Here is a 16,679-nt window from a genome sequence, read left to right as displayed (position 1 = left end):
CCTCGCTTCGGTTTTTTAGTTGAGTGTGGATTATGAAAGCATTATCTAAATTAAAAGCAGAACCGGGCATTTGGATGACAGATGCACCAAAGCCAGAAGTGGGTCATAACGACTTACTGATTAAAATTCGTAAAACAGCTATTTGTGGTACCGACGTACATATTTACAAATGGGATGAATGGGCAAGTAAAACGATTCCTACTCCTATGGTTGTTGGTCACGAATATGTTGGTGAAGTCGTTGATATGGGCCAGGAAGTTCGTGGCTTTAAAGTAGGCGATCGCGTATCGGGTGAAGGTCATATTACATGTGGGCATTGTCGTAACTGTCGTGCTGGGCGTGTACATTTATGCCGTAATACAACGGGTGTTGGCGTAAACCGTGAAGGTGCATTTGCAGAGTATTTAGTTATTCCTGCATTTAATGCATTTAAAATTCCAGATAATATTTCTGACGAACTGGCTTCAATTTTTGACCCGTTTGGCAATGCAGTTCATACCGCATTATCGTTCGACTTAGTTGGCGAAGATGTACTTATTACTGGTGCCGGCCCAATTGGTATTATGGCAGCAGCGGTTGCAAAACACGTTGGTGCTCGCCACGTCGTTATTACCGACGTAAATGAATACCGCCTAGACTTAGCCCGCAAAATGGGTGCATCACGTGCTGTAAACGTGGCAAGCGAAAAGCTTGAAGATGTAATAAAAGACTTAGGTATGACAGAGGGCTTTGATATTGGTCTTGAGATGTCAGGTGTGCCAAGCGCTTTTAATTCAATGCTTAATAACATGAACCACGGCGGTAAAATTGCCATGCTAGGTATTCCACCATCTGATATGGCAGTTGATTGGAACCAAGTTATTTTTAAAGGTTTAGTGATTAAAGGTATTTACGGTCGCGAAATGTTCGAAACGTGGTACAAAATGGCAAGCTTGATTCAATCTGGTCTTGATTTGAACCCAATTATTACACATCAGTATTCTGTGGATGACTTCCAAGCTGGCTTTGATATGATGATTTCAGGTCAGTCAGGTAAAGTAATTTTAAACTGGGATTAGTTCCTAACTAAATTACAAGAAGGGCGGCTTTAGCCGCCTTTTTTATACTATTAATTAAAGAGACTTCAATGGCATTTAAACACATTTCTATAGCGCAAACGTTAGAACTTCTAGATAAAGAAGACGTTGTAATTGCAGATATTCGCGATCCAAATTCGTATCAAGCTGGTCGTATTCCAGGCTCAGAAGCACTTTCTAACGGTAATATTGCACAATTTATGATGGAAAAAGAATTCGAGCAGCCAATTATTATTGTGTGTTACCACGGTATGAGCTCTCAGGGCGCAGCTAGTTATTTAGTTGAGCAAGGTTTTGAAGACGTATACAGCATGGATGGCGGTTTTACTGCTTGGGAAGCGTCTTATAGCGAGAAAGTAGAACGATGATAGAGCTTGGCAGTTTAAATAACCCACGCGCCGCACAAGGCTTTATAGATTATTTAAAAAGCCAAGGCCTAGATGCAAAGATACACTCAGCAGATGGCAGTAATGTCATTATTAGCGTGACTGAGGAGGACTTTCATCAAGTTCAGCCTTTATGGGTTGAGTTTACACAAAACCCTAATCATGAAAAATACCAGCAAGCATCTTGGGATGTAGGCAGCACACAATCGCCGCTTAAATATCAAGGGCAATCACTTAATCTTATGGCGCGGTTTAAAGCGCTTAGCTGGCTTAACCAAACTGTTAGCATATTGAGTATTGTTATTTATGTCGCTTTTTTATTGGGTGGATTTGATGAAATTTATACAGTTCTGCAATTTAATCCATCACAACCACTAAGCTGGCTAACTCCCGCGCTTGTGCATTTTAGCGCGATCCATATTGTGTTTAATTTAATTTGGTGGATGTCGCTTGGCGACAATATCGAAAAGCAATGCGGAAAACTCAGCTTAATAGGTTTGTTTTTAGTGACTGCGCTTATTAGTAATTGGGCGCAATACCTAATGGTTGGTCCCAACTTTGGCGGTTTGAGTGGCGTAGTATATGGGTTACTTGGTTTTTGTTGGATTCATAGCTTTTTAAATCCGAACAAACCTGCGCTGGTTAGTACGGCTATTGTTGGTTTTATGTTGATTTGGTTAGTGCTTGGGTTTGCAGATGTATTGTTTGTAGGTATGGCTAATTGGGCGCACTTAGGTGGATTAGTTAGCGGTATGGCTTTTGCCTACACCGCCAAAGTATTTAACGCAAAACTTTAAATACTAATGATATAAATATTTAGTGAACAAGACTTCACGGATGATCTCTTGTCCTGTTTCTTCTTTTAAGAGGCTTTTTAGTTTTTCGGCGCACTTTGCGCGTATTTCTTCACGGCCAGTAAGGGATTTTATTTTTTCTTCAGGCTCTTTAGATAAAATCTCTACTAGGGCATCACGTAGTAATGGCGTGTGGTGCTCTACTACTGCAATATCAGAAGTGTCATTAAGCATTAAATCAATAGTTACACGCACATAGCCCATTTTTTTACTTGATGCGCCAATGTAGTTGGTGATTATATCGGGCTCAAAACCAAAATAACCAACTGTAGATTCAGCACGAGCTGTAAAGCTTATGACACTTACAAAGAACGTAAAAAGACCTGCGTATACTATTTTTTTCATATTTAAAGCGTTTCTTAAAACTTGTTACAAATAGTTTATACTTAATAGTGGGTAATAAACAGCGCCAAGCTATTATTTATGGTTATAAAACATCACTTTTTCAAAAGCTTTGGCAATGGTATCATCACGATGTTTTTTATTTTGTTGAGCTATTGTGATTACTTATCCTCTGTCTATATCTGCTAATTGGCAGTCCACTTCATATGTAAGTGACTTATCTCCTCTAGAGCAAGAATGGCTTTTTGAACCTAATTCTTTAACTGCTAAATTAAAAAGTAAATCACAAATTTTTAGTGTAAGAGTATTAAGCGAGCAGTTATTTACTTTAAGCCTAGAGCAAAAGTTATTACTAAACTGTAGCGCTAAAACAGCGATTAATCGAGAAGTACTCTTATTGTGCGATAACAAACCTGTGGTGTACGCACAGAGCTGGCTTCCTAAAAATGATTCGATCAATCCTTTGCACAATATGGGTGAACGACCTCTTGGTGATGTGATTTTTCAAGACCCAGCACTAAAACGAACGGATATAGAAATTGCTTATTTTGATGCCAAGCACCCCGTTCAGCAATTAGTTGCAAAATTAAACCTACCCGAAAAAAACTTACTAGGCCGTCGAAGTGTATTTGCACTCAAAGAATATAAATTTTTAGTGTGTGAAGTGTTTTTACCAGGAGCATATTTATACTCATGAAATTAGCCGCTTTAAAGCCAAAACATATTTCTTACTATATACAGCTAATGCGTATAGATAAGCCCATTGGTACCTTGTTATTACTTTGGCCAACATACTGGGCTTTATGGCTTGCTAATAGTGGGATGCCGAGCTTACTCAACTTTATTATATTTACGCTGGGCGTTGTTGTTATGCGAAGTGCAGGATGCGTAATTAATGATTTTGCAGATAGAAAAATAGACGGCTCTGTAAAACGCACAGCTCAGCGGCCGCTAGCTTCAGGGAGGGTTAGTAGTGGTGAAGCACTTAGCCTATTTTTACTACTAATAGTTATTGCGTTTATTTTAGTATTAATGCTTAGCGTTAATACTATTTTGCTTTCTTTTGGGGCTTTGGCTTTAGCCTTTTGCTACCCTTTTATGAAACGCTATACACAATTACCACAAGTTGTTTTAGGAGCTGCATTTGGTTGGGCTATTCCAATGGCCTATATGGCTTCAATAAATGCATTACCGCAGCAGGCATGGTTATTATTTATAGCCAACATTTGCTGGACAGTCGCTTATGACACTATGTATGCGATGGTTGATAGAGATGACGATTTAAAAATAGGGGTAAAATCAACCGCTATTTTATTTGGTAAATTCGACCGCCACATAATCTTTTTACTTAATGCTGTATTTATAGCGCTGGTTGCGTTTATTGGTATAAGTAATCATTTAAGTGTCGCGTTTGGCGTTGGTTTGAGTGTAGCTGCTGGTTTATTGGCATATCAACAAACGCTTATTCATAAGCGTGAAAGAGATGCCTGCTTTAAAGCGTTTTTAAATAATCATTATGTGGGCTTGGCTATCTTTATAGGGTTATTACTTTCATACCCAATAGCATTTTAAAGCCTTAGTAAAGGCTGTTAAAATGAGTTATTTAGAGCTATCGGGGCGGATCAATAATACCGCTAATAGAGGCGTTTTTTCTAAACCATCCAGCAATAGAATAGCGTTCGTCAACTGCAGGAAGCACTTCATGGGCAAAACGTTCACTTTCAAACATAACCAATGTGCCAGCAGTTGGTTTAATGGTTATTTCTACTTCTTTACTTTTAGGTTTATAAATAACAAGTTCGCCACCTTGCTCTGGCGTATTTAAATAAAGCACCGTTGTAAATACACGATTAGATCGACCTTTAAATGCATCTAAGTGTTTTTTGTAAAAATCACCCTGTGTATATTTTGCATAATGGCATTCGTAATCAAATAGCCCCATAAAAAAGCTACGATTTAATGTGGTTTTTATACTTTGCATTATTGCTTGATACGTAAGCTGTGCTTGAGAGCTGCCGTCAAACCAATAGGTTTTGTCAGTACGAATAGTTTTATCTATTTGTAAGTTATTTAATCGACCAATACCGGCAAGGCTAAAGTGGGGGTTTATACGGTGACAATCTGCAACTAAATCGTTAACTAAATCGGCAATAAGCGCGTTATGAATTACGGTGTATCCTTGGCGTTCTATATCATCTAAATAGACATCAGGACCAAAAAGTGTGTTCATTCACATCAGCTGTTTAAAAAAGGTGCGACAGTGTAGCCGAAAAGCGATTTAAAGCTACTGTTTATTGTGCCGCACTTTTTCAAAAAGAAGGGTTAGTTAAATGCAGCTCCCGCTTTTTTTATAAGCGACAGCAAGTGCTCTACATGTTCGGTAATAGATGTTTGTTGGCTTGTTTGTACAACGAGTTGTTCGTGATTTAAATCTTTATTTGTTTTTAGTTGTACGAGTTCAGAGTTCTCTGCGATTGTGTTTGCATGCTCAATGCTTGCTATAGCAAAGTGATCTGATTTAACTACACCAGCCATTACTTGCTCAATGCTACCCACTTTAATACTTGATGATTTATTTAAAGAATCAATTGCTTCATTAAGCATAGTTTGCACTTGTTTAGATTGAGAGAAGCAGCCAAACATAGGGTAGCTATCAAGATTTTGCTTACTTATATCGTTTTTATGTGCAAGAGGGTGATTTTTTGAAACAAATAATACAAGCTGATCAGGTAAGTGAATGTCACTGCCAATACTATTAATAGCTTGAGAGTATACACTTATGTCTATTTCACCTTGTTGGAGTCTACGTGTTAGCTCTTGTTGATCTTGTAACTGCATTTCAATTTTTATATGAGGATATTGAGCTAAAAACTGTCCACAAGAAATAGGTACTATGCTGCTTGCCTTATTGGTATAGCCAATAACAAGTTTTTCATTAGCATTACCGTTTACTGATTGAAAAATCCGTTTTTTCGTTAGCTCAAGTTCCGATAGAGTCGTTTTAGCATATTCAAGGAAAAGTTCGCCTTCAGGCGTTAATTTAACAGAACGAGTTGAGCGTTTTACTAACTCATATCCCATTTCATTTTCAAGTGTTTGAATGCTGCGCGTTAGCGCTGAAGTACTAATTTGGGTTTGTTCAGCTGCTTGTCTAAAGTGACGTAATACACCAAGTGCTACAAATTGCTCTAATTGTTCAAATCTCACTTTATAGTCCCTTTTTATAAGTAAGTCGCAGATACCACGGATATCAAATATATTAATTTTTATTCTAAAGTTTAGTAAAATTCTATATTGAAATACGGTTGCAAGTTCATACGTGTTTCCAGCAGGATACCCCCCTTTTAGTATTAATTAAAGAGGAAAGCGACCAAATAGTATTACTTTTTTAATTGATAACTAGTTGTTTATTGTGTTTTGTCTATATTTTTGCAATTAACTATCTAGGCAAAGTTATTTTAACTCAGTGGGTTAGTTAGGAGATTGGAATTTAATTGTTCTAATTAATAAAAAAGTACGCCCCAAAATAGGGCGCACATATAACATGATTATGACAAATAATAGGGTGTTTTATCTATAAGAGTTTATTTTACAAAATTTCTATTTATTCGGCTGCTTAATGGTTTATTTTCAATGCTTTGTAGTTCTATTTCAATCGCATCACAGGAAATATGTATTTCGAATAAAGACGTTAATAACGATAAACTTAAGCAAGCTAAGCTAATGCCAAATAAAATAATCCCTGTGGTATTAAATTCAATAAATAAAGCAAACATCGAAAATGTACACAGTAAAAAAGAGGCTACGCCGTATACCTGCATTGTTCTGATTAAGTTTATTCGTTTACGTAAGTTAGTGATTTGAGCGACTACAACAGGTCGGATAGATTCACCTTCGCGCGCATTTAACTCCCTAATTAATTGCGCTAAAACTAAAAATCGGTTTGTATAGGCTAATAATAGCAGCGATATGGCCGGAAAAAGTAAGCCCGGGGTTGTAAGTGTCATGTTTATTCCTTAAAAGTGCAGCATGCTAATAATTTAGCGTAGGATATTGTTAACACAAAATAAATGAGGTGAATATTGCAAAATATTAATAATAAAAATTCAACTGATAGCTCTTTTCAATGGGTTACAATTTATAAAGCCGAAAATACCCTTGAAGCTAATATTATTAAAGGTTTAATACAAACCAGTGGCATTGAATGCAAAATAAAAGGTGAGATGCTCCAAGGCGCATTGGGAGAAATTCCATTTGATCAAGCACAAGTTAGTGTGCAGGTTTATGCGATAAAAGAGCGCCATGCGCGCCAAATATTGGTAAACTATCAACAAGTAAAACAATCCGCTCCAGATTGGGTATGCCCTAACTGTAATGAGCATAATGGATCAACATTTGATTTTTGTTGGTCGTGTGAGACGTTAAAGAATGACTAAAGCAAATAATTTTCAGCGTATTAGAGAGCTTAACTATTTACAAAAAGCTGTTTTAGCAAGTGCTTTAATAGAGCGAATGCTGCCAAATTACGGTTTATTTAGCGAAGCAACGGGGTTTGGTGATGAAACCTTACTTCGTAATTCGCTTAATGTTTGTTGGGAAAAAATATTACTGCCTAAAAGTAAAATAGATCTCGAAAAACAAGTTGAAAAAATAGAACCGAATGTTCCTGAACTTGCTGATTTTGATATGTTTGGTACTTACCCTGCTATTGATGCTGCAACGTCTTTACTTAGCTTAATGCATGGTTTAATGGCGCAAGATGAGCAAGAGTTCATTAGTGTCAGTAAAATATCTCAAGCAACAGTGGCCCGCTTTATTGAATATCAAATGACGGTTGAAGGTGAGGTTGCAGATAACACGGCCGTTAGAGAGCATCCATTAATGCAATACGAAATTGAAGTATTAGGTGAGCTAATTGATTTTGTAGAAAATATGGGGCGTATTACCTCTGATAGCGTGAAGGCACTTAAAAAGTTTGCCCTAGAAGATGGCCAAACAAATATTGGCCTTACGTTATAAAAACAGCGAAGTGAAATTTTAAAGGCAGGAGAAGTACAGTGCGAATTTTAGGCATTGAATCGTCATGCGATGAAACAGGTATTGCAATATACGATGACGAAAAAGGCTTGTTAGCTCATCAATTATACAGTCAGGTAAAAGTACACGCTGATTATGGCGGTGTAGTACCGGAACTTGCATCGCGCGATCATGTTCGTAAAACGCTACCACTTATAGACGCGGCTTTTGCACAAGCGGGTTGCGGCCCAGAAGACTTAGATGGCATTGCTTATACTGCAGGCCCAGGTTTAGTTGGAGCATTATTGGTAGGTACTTCTATTGGTCGTTCATTAGCATACGGTTGGGACATTCCAGCTGTTGCTGTTCATCATATGGAAGGGCATTTACTTGCTCCGATGCTTGAAGAAAATATTCCTGAGTTTCCGTTTATTGCATTGCTTGTATCGGGCGGTCATACCATGATGGTTAAAGTAGCGGGTATTGGACAATACGAAGTACTAGGTGAGTCAGTTGATGATGCCGCAGGCGAAGCCTTTGATAAAACGGCTAAGTTACTTGGTCTTGACTACCCTGGAGGTCCGCGCTTAGCTAAAATGGCTGAACAAGGCGTTGCGAAGCGCTTTATTTTTCCTCGCCCGATGACTGACAAACCAGGTCTTGATTTTAGTTTTAGTGGTTTAAAAACTGCAGCATCAATCACTATTCGTGAAAATGACGACGACGATCAAACTAAAGCTGATATAGCGCATGCATTTCAAACAGCGGTTATTGATACGCTGGTTATTAAGTGCAAGCGAGCGCTTAAACAAACAGGTATTAAGCGTTTAGTAATCGCCGGTGGCGTAAGTGCAAATACACAGCTTCGACTGCAGCTTGAACGCGTAATGAAAGGTATGAAAGGCGAAGTTTTTTATCCGCGTACTGAATTTTGTACCGACAACGGTGCAATGATTGCTTATGCAGGAATGCAACGATTAAAAGCAGGTCAGTTTGCAAGTCTTGATATGAAAACAAAACCTCGTTGGCCTATAGATAGCCTTGAGCCGATTTAATGACTCATATTTTAGATATTTTTGTTTTCATCGGTGGGTGCTTTTTTAGCACCCACTTTTGGTTCTTCCCCGCTAAATAATCGAATAATATTAGTACGGTGACGAAATATAATTAACAACGTGATAAAAGTAACGGGAAGAGTATAAAGTGGTTTTATTAGCCATGTATATAAGGGCGCTAAAGATACAGCTACAAGCGCTGCCAGTGATGAATAGCGTGTTATTGCCACTATAACTAACCAAGTGCACACAAGTAAACCAGCCAATGATAAGCCAATAGGTAATAATGAGCCAAATGCCGTTGCTACGGCTTTACCGCCTTTGAAGCTAAAAAACAGTGGGTACATATGGCCTAAACAAGCAGCTACTGCGACTAAACCAAGCTCTAAAGGTTCAACTTCTAAAAAATAAGCCCCCCATACCGGAATAGTGCCTTTTAAAATATCAAACACTAAAACCAAGCAAGCCGGAAATGCTCCGCCTAATCTATAAACATTTGTAGCCCCTGGGTTGTTAGAACCACTATTACGAGGGTCAGGGAGTTTGAACAACCGCGACACTAAAATAGCCGACGAAATCGACCCAAGTAAATAAGCTAAAACAAACATTAAAGTGGCTAACACACGCTTCCTTATTTTTTAATTACTATACCAATTGATAGTACTTTTAAGCTATTATTGGCAGCAAAATTTATCGTGAAAATTATTAACAGGCTATTTAATAGCTAGTTTGGTTATTTTGCTATTGTAGAAGTTATTTTCACATATTTAAACACTGGCTAAACCATATACAGTATTAATTTTATTGATGCTTTGTATAGTTGCTTAGTCGTTTGTTGTTATTTGGAGTATCAATGGATAAGGTTTTTATATCTCAATTGCACGTCGACACTATTATTGGAGTGTACGACTTTGAAAAAGAAAGTAAACAGAGCCTTTATTTTGATATTGAAATGCTTAGTGATATTAAGCCTGCAGCCGAAAATGACGATATTAATTTAGCACTGGATTACTCAAAAGTAAGCGAACGCGTTATTAAGCACTGCACTGCAAAACCTGTTGAGTTGCTAGAGACTTTGGTTGAGCAGTTGGCTGAGATTATTTTAAGCGAGTTTAATACGCCACAAGTTACTATAAGAGTAAGTAAACCTGCAGCAGTAGCACAAGCACAAACTGTAGGTGTTGAAATTACACGTGTTAAGGCAACTGACTAAATGGCTCAAATTTATATCAGCCTAGGGTCAAATATAAATAAAGCGCATTATATACAATGTGCATTAATTGCACTTAAGCAGCACTTTGAGCACATTGTGCACTCGTCTGTTTTTGAAAGTGAAGCAGTTGGGTTTGCTGGCAATAATTTTTATAATTCAGTAGTTGGCGCTACAACTGATATGTCGCTTGCTGATGTATGCGCTTTATTAAAAGAAATAGAGCGTGATAATGGGCGTACAGCGAACGATAAAAAATTTAGTCCACGAACGCTCGATTTAGATTTACTGTTTTATGATGATGTAACTTGCGATTCCCCAGCGCAATTACCACGTGATGAAATAACTAAAAATGCATTTGTATTACAACCTCTGAGTGAGGTTGCCCCAGATTTTTATCATCCTGTAGCTAAGCAAACGATTGCGCAGTTATGGAATGAATATAATAACCCTCAACAAAAGCTATGGAAGGTGGAGTTTTCTAACCTATGAGTATTATCGAAATAATTATTTTAGCCCTCATACAGGGATTTACTGAGTTTTTACCAATATCGAGTTCTGCGCATTTAATTCTCCCATCGCAAATTTTAGGTTGGGAAGATCAAGGGCTTGCGTTTGACGTAGCAGTACATGTTGGTACTTTAATAGCCGTTGTTATTTATTTTCGTAAAGAAGTAGTAGATATACTAAGCGAATGGTTTAAATCTTTTGGTAAGCAAGGCACTACCGATGACAGTAAATTAGGCTGGTGGATTATACTAGGTACAGTGCCTGCCGCTATTTTAGGTTTACTTTTAAAAGACTTTATTGAGTTATATTTGCGAAGCGCTTGGGTAATTGCTACTACCACCATTGTATTTGGTTTGTTGCTTTGGTACGCAGATGCAAAAGGGAAACAAATTAAAACTATTTATCAGCTCAATTGGAAAACGGCACTTATCATTGGTTTCGCACAAGCTGTTGCAATGATCCCGGGTACTTCTCGATCAGGTATCACGATGACCGCTGGTTTAATGTTGGGTATGAATAAGCAAAGCGCAGCGCGTTTTTCGTTTTTACTAGCGATTCCGATTATTTCTATGATGGGGCTTTATTATATTGCAGAGCTTGCACTGGGTGACCATGTAGTTGATTGGAATACATTATTGCTTGGTGTGGTGCTATCGTTCTTATCGGCTTATGCATGTATATTTATGTTTTTAAAAGTAATAGAGCGAATGGGTATGTTGCCATTTGTAATATATCGTTTATTACTCGGTGTCGGTTTGATTGTATTTTTAACGCTATAAACAAACTTAATTAGTAAAACCAAAAAAAGCACCTTTAGGTGCTTTTTTGGTTTTAAACTCAGCTTATAAATTTAATAAATAAGCTTCAATAAAGCGGCGTTGGTTAGCGGCTTTTGGCGCTGTTTTAAATATAAGTGTATTACCATTTTTACGTAGTTTTAGCTCATTAGTAAATTTACATTCGATAGCATTGAACTGAGCTATGTCGTTTTTAAAACTTTGGTCTTTTTCGCACATGTATGCCATTTCGTTTGCAACTTGTGCACAAAATGAACCCACTGGATATTCTTTTAGGTTTTCATCATCAATGCTTTCCCAATCAACATTGGTATTTATTTTTAATCCGCATTGCTTATCTATTTCGCTATTAGCGGCAGCTATATTTTTTTGTTGATACCCTAAATGCTTTTCACGATTAAACTCCGCTAGTTTAGCTTGAGTACCTTTATTTAATTGTTGATCGTATTGCGCTTTTAAGTCTTCAACAATGGCAGGGTTTGACTCTTCTTTTTTTGATAAGTAAATTCCATCACGAGTGTCTGGAATATAAAGATTGTAAGAGCAACAGCGGTAGCCTTCCTCAACACTTACTAAACTTCTTTGTGTACCATCGTAAGTATATTTGTAAGCTTTATTACTACCATGAGGTTTTAAATCGGTTAAAAATACAATGCCATCAATATCATGGTTTATGCCTGTTACTTTTACTAAAGCTTGTTTTTTATCTGTTGTTGGGGCAATAACAACATTAACGCCTTCGCCCGAACTTAGTTCTATTGGGTACTTAGCAAATTCCAAAGCAAAGCTTTTTTGACTAAGTAAAATACAGGCTATAAAGAATAGTTTTTTCATATTAAGTCCTTTTTAAGTTTTAAAGTTATACAGCAAGCTGGTTTATAACATTGATAATAATTGATTAAAAGCAATACAGGGTAGGTGAACGTGCCTATTTTTTGATTTTTAGCGTTTAAAAAACTAATTAACGTGTTTTTGGCACGAGTGAATTGTGCAGACGTACATAGTAACTAAGCACGAATTTTGGCATTATAGCGCCATTAAACTTTGCATAGCTGTAAAGTGAGCATACGATTTAAGGAAAGTATATGCATATACATATTTTGGGCATTTGTGGCACGTTTATGGGTGGTATTGCAGCCATTGCTAAATCATTAGGTCATAAAGTAACGGGTTCTGATCAAAACGTTTACCCACCAATGAGTACGCAACTTGAAGAGCTTGGCATTGAACTGACTCAAGGCTACGACGTATCTCAATTAGAGCCAAAACCAGATATGGTAGTTATCGGTAATGCAATGAGCCGTGGTAACCCGTGTGTTGAATATGTGCTTGATAAAGGTCTGCCTTACACCTCAGGCCCTGAATGGCTTAAACATAATTTATTACAAAAATCGTGGGTACTTGCTGTAGCGGGTACGCATGGAAAAACAACCACAGCAAGTATGCTTGCGTGGGTTTTAGAGTATGCAGGTTTAAAACCAGGGTTTTTAATTGGCGGCATAGTCCAAAATTTTGGTGTATCGGCAAAAGTGGGTGAAACGCCATTTTTTGTTATTGAAGCCGATGAATACGACACTGCTTTTTTTGATAAGCGCAGTAAGTTTGTCCATTACCTTCCACGTACACTTATTTTAAATAATCTTGAATTCGATCACGCTGATATTTTCGAAGATTTGAACGCAATAAAAAAACAATTTCATCACTTAATGCGTACATTACCTCAAAGCGGCAAGGTAATTTGGCCTAAGCAAGACGTAGCGCTTAATGACGTAATAGCACAAGGGCTTTGGAGCGAAAGCGAAACGCTAGGCGATGATTGGAGCTATGAATTAATAAAAGCTGATGGTAGTGAGTTTAATGTACTTTTAAATAACGAAAAGCAGGGCACTGTTTGCTGGCAAGCAATAGGCGAGCATAACGTTAAAAATGCAATTATGACTATCGCAGCAGCGCGTCATGTGGGTATAGCTGTTGATCATAGTATTGATGCCTTAGGAGAATTTATTAGCCCTAAAAGGCGTATGGAGCTAAAGGCTGATATTAATAATATTAAGGTGTATGACGATTTTGCGCATCACCCAACAGCAATTAAAACTACGCTTGCAGGACTGCGCGCAAAAGTAGGTGATGAAAAAATTATCGCTATTTTAGAGCCGCGCTCAAACACTATGAAAATGGGCGTGCACCAATATACATTATTAGATTCACTGCGTGATGCTGACGACGTACTACTTTTTGAACCAGAGAATCTAAATTGGTCGCTAAAAGAGCAAGCAGATAAAGCAGGCATGCAGTGCTTTAGCAGCACGCAAACAATTATTGATACGGTGCTTGAAAATATTGAGCCTAATCAGCATATTTTAATTATGAGCAATGGCGGTTTTAATGGCCTTCATCAACACCTTGTTGATGGTTTAGCTGATAAATATAGCGGAGAATAATGTGCAATTTAAAGATAGAATTACGCTCGCTTTTAGCGGTGCATCAGGTGCGCCTTATGGTTTAAGGTTACTTGAAGTGTTGCTTGAACAGCAATTTCAAGTTTACGTACTTATCTCAAGTGCAGCACGAGTGGTGCTTGATACAGAATCAAATATTAAGCTCTCTGGTAATGAAGATAAAGCCACTGAGCAGTTAAGTACGCTGTTTAATGCTAAATCTGGGCAGTTAAAAGTATACGGTAAAGATAACTGGTTTAGCCCTGTGGCTTCGGGCTCTGCTGCACCTAAAAAAATGGTGGTATGCCCGTGTAGTGCAGGATCGGTTTCTGCAATTGCAGTAGGGGCGTCAGATAACTTATTAGAGCGCGCCGCTGATGTGGTAATTAAAGAACGCGGACAGTTAATTTTAGTGCCGCGCGAAACACCGTTTAACGAAATTCATTTAGAAAACATGCTTAAGTTATCTCGTTTAGGTGTGACCATAATGCCAGCAGCGCCTGGCTTTTATCATAAGCCACAAAGTATTGAAGACTTAGTTGATTTTATGGTGGCGAGAATTTTAGATCATTTAAATATTGAACATAACCTAACAAAACGTTGGGGTTATGGTGAGGGTAAGTAATGAATAAGCAAAATATTGCTTTAAATATAGAAGGCCTTACCAAGGTTTATAAAAATGGTGTTGAGGCTATTAAAGGCGTTGATTTGCAAGTTAAAGAGGGCGACTTTTTTGCTTTACTTGGTCCAAACGGAGCAGGTAAATCAACCACCATTGGTGTTATTTCGTCACTTGTTAATAAAACAAAAGGCAAAGTAGAAGTATTCGGTTGTAATATTGATACTGACTTAGAAGCTGCAAAAGCGCATTTAGGCTTAGTGCCGCAAGAGTTTAACTTTAGTCAGTTTGAAACACTTAGCCAAATACTTGTTAACCAAGCCGGTTATTATGGTGTGCCACGTGGCGAAGCCCATAAACGTGCTGATAAGTACTTAGCGCAGCTTGGCTTACTTGAGAAAAAAGACAAACAAGCACGTACGCTTTCAGGCGGTATGAAACGCCGATTAATGATTGCGCGTGCCCTTATGCACGAACCTAAGTTGCTTATACTTGATGAGCCAACAGCGGGGGTAGACATAGAACTTCGTCGTTCAATGTGGGATTTTTTACGCCAAATAAATGAGCAAGGCGTAACTATTATTTTAACTACACACTACCTTGAAGAAGCAGAGTTACTGTGTAAAAACATCGCCATAATCGATAATGGCCGAATTGTTGAAAATACGACCATTAAAGCATTGCTTGCAAAGCTTGATAAAGAAACCTTTATTTTAGATTTAAAAATGCCAGCAAACCCTGTCACGCTTGAAGGCTATAAATTTACCATGACGGACGATCATACTGTTGAAGTGGAAGTCGCTAAGTCTCAAGGCTTAAATGCGGTTTTTAGTGCATTAACAACTCAAGGTAATACTGTATTGAGTATGCGAAATAAAGCAAACAGACTAGAAGAGTTATTTGTAGGATTATTAGAGCAAGGGCGGGGCGAATAAATGTTTAAATATGGCGTAGCCTTAAAGAGTTTGTGGATTAAAGAGTGCATTCGTTTTTTACGTATTTGGGTGCAAACTTTAGTACCGCCAGCAATTACGATGAGCTTATATTTTGTTATTTTTGGTAACTTAATTGGTTCACGCATTGGCGACATGGGCGGCTTTAGTTATATGGAGTTTATTGTACCTGGCCTTATAATGATGTCGGTTATTACTAACTCTTATTCCAACGTAGCCTCTAGTTTTTACTCAACAAAGTTTCAAAAAAGCATTGAAGAGCTTTTAGTTGCACCTGTACCTAACTACATCATTGTTCTAGGTTATATGGGCGGCGGCATGACGCGCGGTATTATGGTGGGCTTTATAGTTACCTGTGTATCGTTATTATTTGTTGATATTCAAATTCATAATATTTTTGTAATTATGGCAACGGTTATTTTAACCTCAGCCGTGTTTGCTTTAGGTGGCTTAATTAATGCAATTTACGCAAACAGCTTTGACGATATAAGCATTATCCCCACCTTCATACTAACGCCACTAACTTACTTAGGCGGTGTATTTTATTCAATTACGTTGCTGCCTGAATTTTGGCAGAATGTATCACAAATCAACCCTATAATTTATATGGTTAACGCATTTCGTTATGGCTTTTTAGGTGTGTCGGATGTTGATTTGAGCGTGGCTCTTGGGGTTATTTTAGTATTTATAACAGCGTTATTTACATTAGCGCTTACATTGATCAAAAAAGGTGTGGGGCTAAGACACTAATGAGTGATGCAAATTCACGTAGTATTGTATCTAATCAAGCGGGTATTCACGAAAAGCTTGATGAAATAGTAAATAAGCACTTAGATGCTGAATTTAAAAAGCCAATTGCAGCGCATACCCAAGCCGCATTTGACGAGGTTAATGCTAAAGTACAAGCCTTTAGTGGCTCGCTTATTTTAGACTCGTGTTGTGGCGTAGGTGAAAGCTCAGCTAACTTAGCTAAGCGCCACCCAGATGCACTTATAATTGGTATTGATAAATCGTCGCACCGATTAGATAAGCACGATGTTGAATATAAGCAAACCGACAGTGGTCAGTACATCTTAGTGCAAGCAGACTTAAATGACTTTTGGCGTTTAGCGGTTGCTGCTAATTGGCAACCTACGCACCATTATTTGTTGTATCCAAACCCGTGGCCTAAATCTAAGCATATTCGTAGACGCTGGCATGGCGCGGCTATTTTTCCATTTATCGTTAAGTTAGGTGGAAAATTAGAAGTGCGCAGCAATTGGGATATTTACGTTAAGGAGTTTGCTCGGGCGCTTGAATTAACAGGCAACCCTTGCGATGTAACGCTTTATGAGTCAGACGATGCAATTACGCCTTTTGAACGTAAATACTGGGCCAGTGGCCAGCAAAGCCACCGACTCGTTATTAACTTACCTCGCTAAAG

22 protein-coding genes are annotated in these 16,679 nt (G+C 38.0%); 16 read left to right on the top strand and 6 right to left on the bottom strand.

From position 1 onward, the window contains the following. The first annotated feature begins 32 nt into the window (after positions 1-32). From tdh to glpG, 3 genes are all read left to right on the top strand, one after another. Positions 33-1,058, top strand: coding sequence for an L-threonine 3-dehydrogenase (gene tdh, locus AAEY62_RS12480; protein ID WP_007584716.1), 1,026 nt, complete (start codon positions 33-35; stop codon positions 1,056-1,058). A gap of 68 nt (positions 1,059-1,126) precedes the next feature. Then, positions 1,127-1,444: a thiosulfate sulfurtransferase GlpE gene (gene glpE / locus AAEY62_RS12475; protein WP_024608044.1), complete on the top strand. Its 318-nt coding sequence runs from the start codon at positions 1,127-1,129 to the stop codon at positions 1,442-1,444. Beyond that, positions 1,441-2,259, top strand: coding sequence for a rhomboid family intramembrane serine protease GlpG (gene glpG / locus AAEY62_RS12470; RefSeq protein WP_169043769.1), 819 nt, complete (start codon positions 1,441-1,443; stop codon positions 2,257-2,259). The genes glpE and glpG overlap by 4 nt, the downstream gene beginning before the upstream one ends. A gap of 3 nt (positions 2,260-2,262) precedes the next feature. On the opposite strand, the gene AAEY62_RS12465 is transcribed toward glpG, so the two are convergent. Then, complete coding sequence (locus tag AAEY62_RS12465) at positions 2,263-2,661, bottom strand: flagellar basal body-associated protein FliL (RefSeq protein ID WP_007584719.1); 399 nt, start codon at positions 2,659-2,661, stop codon at positions 2,263-2,265. Positions 2,662-2,815: 154 nt separating this feature from the next. Here AAEY62_RS12465 and AAEY62_RS12460 point away from each other — a divergent pair, with 154 nt between their 5' ends. Further along, positions 2,816-3,355, top strand: a complete 540-nt coding sequence (locus tag AAEY62_RS12460) for a chorismate--pyruvate lyase family protein (protein WP_024591462.1) — start codon at positions 2,816-2,818, stop codon at positions 3,353-3,355. Continuing rightward, a complete protein-coding gene (gene ubiA / locus AAEY62_RS12455) occupies positions 3,352-4,230 on the top strand; it encodes a 4-hydroxybenzoate octaprenyltransferase (protein WP_197111067.1) in 879 nt (292 codons plus the stop codon). Before AAEY62_RS12460 ends, ubiA begins: the two co-directional genes overlap by 4 nt. A gap of 37 nt (positions 4,231-4,267) precedes the next feature. Here ubiA and AAEY62_RS12450 read toward each other — a convergent pair whose 3' ends face one another. The 3 genes from AAEY62_RS12450 to AAEY62_RS12440 form a co-directional block, all read right to left on the bottom strand. After that, the gene (locus AAEY62_RS12450; RefSeq protein WP_007584723.1) at positions 4,268-4,888 is read right to left on the bottom strand and encodes a 2OG-Fe(II) oxygenase; all 621 of its coding nucleotides are present in this window, start codon (positions 4,886-4,888) and stop codon (positions 4,268-4,270) included. A gap of 92 nt (positions 4,889-4,980) precedes the next feature. After that, positions 4,981-5,865 (bottom strand): LysR family transcriptional regulator, encoded by an 885-nt coding sequence (locus AAEY62_RS12445; RefSeq protein WP_007584725.1) that lies wholly within the window; start codon positions 5,863-5,865, stop codon positions 4,981-4,983. A gap of 377 nt (positions 5,866-6,242) precedes the next feature. Beyond that, complete coding sequence (locus tag AAEY62_RS12440) at positions 6,243-6,665, bottom strand: DUF2721 domain-containing protein (RefSeq protein ID WP_007584730.1); 423 nt, start codon at positions 6,663-6,665, stop codon at positions 6,243-6,245. Positions 6,666-6,740: 75 nt separating this feature from the next. On the opposite strand from AAEY62_RS12440, the gene AAEY62_RS12435 reads away from it, so the two are divergent. Genes AAEY62_RS12435 through tsaD form a run of 3 tightly spaced genes read left to right on the top strand, consistent with a single transcriptional unit; the run spans position 6,741 to position 8,729 of the window. Continuing rightward, entirely contained in the window at positions 6,741-7,094 is a 354-nt protein-coding gene (locus AAEY62_RS12435) for a putative signal transducing protein (protein ID WP_010554404.1), read from the top strand. Next, complete coding sequence (locus AAEY62_RS12430) at positions 7,087-7,677, top strand: YjaG family protein (RefSeq protein WP_007584732.1); 591 nt, start codon at positions 7,087-7,089, stop codon at positions 7,675-7,677. The genes AAEY62_RS12435 and AAEY62_RS12430 overlap by 8 nt, the downstream gene beginning before the upstream one ends. 38 nt (positions 7,678-7,715) lie before the next feature. Continuing rightward, complete coding sequence (tsaD, locus tag AAEY62_RS12425; protein WP_010554406.1) at positions 7,716-8,729, top strand: tRNA (adenosine(37)-N6)-threonylcarbamoyltransferase complex transferase subunit TsaD; 1,014 nt, start codon at positions 7,716-7,718, stop codon at positions 8,727-8,729. A gap of 11 nt (positions 8,730-8,740) precedes the next feature. Here the strand turns inward: tsaD and plsY are convergent, their stop codons facing one another. After that, positions 8,741-9,352 (bottom strand): glycerol-3-phosphate 1-O-acyltransferase PlsY, encoded by a 612-nt coding sequence (gene plsY / locus AAEY62_RS12420; protein ID WP_007584736.1) that lies wholly within the window; start codon positions 9,350-9,352, stop codon positions 8,741-8,743. Positions 9,353-9,582: 230 nt separating this feature from the next. Between plsY and folB the strand changes: the two genes are divergently transcribed. Genes folB through AAEY62_RS12405 form a run of 3 tightly spaced genes read left to right on the top strand, consistent with a single transcriptional unit; the run spans position 9,583 to position 11,228 of the window. Next, positions 9,583-9,942, top strand: a complete 360-nt coding sequence (folB, locus tag AAEY62_RS12415) for a dihydroneopterin aldolase (RefSeq protein ID WP_007584738.1) — start codon at positions 9,583-9,585, stop codon at positions 9,940-9,942. Beyond that, the gene (gene folK, locus AAEY62_RS12410; RefSeq protein WP_024591465.1) at positions 9,943-10,431 is read left to right on the top strand and encodes a 2-amino-4-hydroxy-6-hydroxymethyldihydropteridine diphosphokinase; all 489 of its coding nucleotides are present in this window, start codon (positions 9,943-9,945) and stop codon (positions 10,429-10,431) included. After that, on the top strand, positions 10,428-11,228 hold the full coding sequence (locus AAEY62_RS12405; RefSeq protein ID WP_350635034.1) for an undecaprenyl-diphosphate phosphatase: 801 nt from the start codon (positions 10,428-10,430) through the stop codon (positions 11,226-11,228). Before folK ends, AAEY62_RS12405 begins: the two co-directional genes overlap by 4 nt. A gap of 63 nt (positions 11,229-11,291) precedes the next feature. On the opposite strand, the gene AAEY62_RS12400 is transcribed toward AAEY62_RS12405, so the two are convergent. Continuing rightward, complete coding sequence (locus tag AAEY62_RS12400) at positions 11,292-12,080, bottom strand: hypothetical protein (RefSeq protein ID WP_024591466.1); 789 nt, start codon at positions 12,078-12,080, stop codon at positions 11,292-11,294. A 251-nt stretch (positions 12,081-12,331) separates the two neighbouring features. Between AAEY62_RS12400 and mpl the strand changes: the two genes are divergently transcribed. From mpl to trmB, 5 genes are read left to right on the top strand one after another with little or no spacing between them, the layout of a single operon-like run. Then, a complete protein-coding gene (gene mpl, locus AAEY62_RS12395; RefSeq protein WP_101164178.1) occupies positions 12,332-13,687 on the top strand; it encodes a UDP-N-acetylmuramate:L-alanyl-gamma-D-glutamyl-meso-diaminopimelate ligase in 1,356 nt (451 codons plus the stop codon). 1 nt (position 13,688) lies between these two features. Further along, a complete protein-coding gene (locus AAEY62_RS12390; protein WP_007584746.1) occupies positions 13,689-14,309 on the top strand; it encodes a flavin prenyltransferase UbiX in 621 nt (206 codons plus the stop codon). Beyond that, on the top strand, positions 14,309-15,238 hold the full coding sequence (locus tag AAEY62_RS12385; RefSeq protein ID WP_007584747.1) for an ABC transporter ATP-binding protein: 930 nt from the start codon (positions 14,309-14,311) through the stop codon (positions 15,236-15,238). Before AAEY62_RS12390 ends, AAEY62_RS12385 begins: the two co-directional genes overlap by 1 nt. Then, complete coding sequence (locus tag AAEY62_RS12380; RefSeq protein ID WP_007584748.1) at positions 15,239-16,006, top strand: ABC transporter permease; 768 nt, start codon at positions 15,239-15,241, stop codon at positions 16,004-16,006. It abuts the gene before it with no gap. Then, positions 16,006-16,677, top strand: coding sequence for a tRNA (guanine(46)-N(7))-methyltransferase TrmB (gene trmB / locus AAEY62_RS12375; RefSeq protein ID WP_350635033.1), 672 nt, complete (start codon positions 16,006-16,008; stop codon positions 16,675-16,677). Before AAEY62_RS12380 ends, trmB begins: the two co-directional genes overlap by 1 nt. Positions 16,678-16,679 lie beyond the last annotated feature (2 nt).

The sequence above is a fragment of the Pseudoalteromonas sp. GW168-MNA-CIBAN-0100 genome (assembly GCF_040309225.1).
In the GTDB taxonomy this organism is placed as follows: domain Bacteria; phylum Pseudomonadota; class Gammaproteobacteria; order Enterobacterales; family Alteromonadaceae; genus Pseudoalteromonas; species Pseudoalteromonas arctica.
Note: the sequence above shows the minus strand (reverse complement) of the source record. Positions and strands in the feature narration are given on the sequence as shown.

Coding starts and splice junctions, on each gene's coding strand:
- glpE (WP_024608044.1), top strand. CDS start 1,127: ATGGCATTTAAACACATTTCTATAGCGCAAACGTTAGAACTTCTAGAT.
- AAEY62_RS12465 (WP_007584719.1), bottom strand. CDS start 2,661: ATGAAAAAAATAGTATACGCAGGTCTTTTTACGTTCTTTGTAAGTGTC.
- AAEY62_RS12380 (WP_007584748.1), top strand. CDS start 15,239: ATGTTTAAATATGGCGTAGCCTTAAAGAGTTTGTGGATTAAAGAGTGC.
- AAEY62_RS12400 (WP_024591466.1), bottom strand. CDS start 12,080: ATGAAAAAACTATTCTTTATAGCCTGTATTTTACTTAGTCAAAAAAGC.
- AAEY62_RS12440 (WP_007584730.1), bottom strand. CDS start 6,665: ATGACACTTACAACCCCGGGCTTACTTTTTCCGGCCATATCGCTGCTA.
- folK (WP_024591465.1), top strand. CDS start 9,943: ATGGCTCAAATTTATATCAGCCTAGGGTCAAATATAAATAAAGCGCAT.
- tdh (WP_007584716.1), top strand. CDS start 33: ATGAAAGCATTATCTAAATTAAAAGCAGAACCGGGCATTTGGATGACA.
- AAEY62_RS12405 (WP_350635034.1), top strand. CDS start 10,428: ATGAGTATTATCGAAATAATTATTTTAGCCCTCATACAGGGATTTACT.
- AAEY62_RS12450 (WP_007584723.1), bottom strand. CDS start 4,888: ATGAACACACTTTTTGGTCCTGATGTCTATTTAGATGATATAGAACGC.
- ubiA (WP_197111067.1), top strand. CDS start 3,352: ATGAAATTAGCCGCTTTAAAGCCAAAACATATTTCTTACTATATACAG.
- trmB (WP_350635033.1), top strand. CDS start 16,006: ATGAGTGATGCAAATTCACGTAGTATTGTATCTAATCAAGCGGGTATT.
- AAEY62_RS12385 (WP_007584747.1), top strand. CDS start 14,309: ATGAATAAGCAAAATATTGCTTTAAATATAGAAGGCCTTACCAAGGTT.
- glpG (WP_169043769.1), top strand. CDS start 1,441: ATGATAGAGCTTGGCAGTTTAAATAACCCACGCGCCGCACAAGGCTTT.
- folB (WP_007584738.1), top strand. CDS start 9,583: ATGGATAAGGTTTTTATATCTCAATTGCACGTCGACACTATTATTGGA.
- AAEY62_RS12430 (WP_007584732.1), top strand. CDS start 7,087: ATGACTAAAGCAAATAATTTTCAGCGTATTAGAGAGCTTAACTATTTA.
- mpl (WP_101164178.1), top strand. CDS start 12,332: ATGCATATACATATTTTGGGCATTTGTGGCACGTTTATGGGTGGTATT.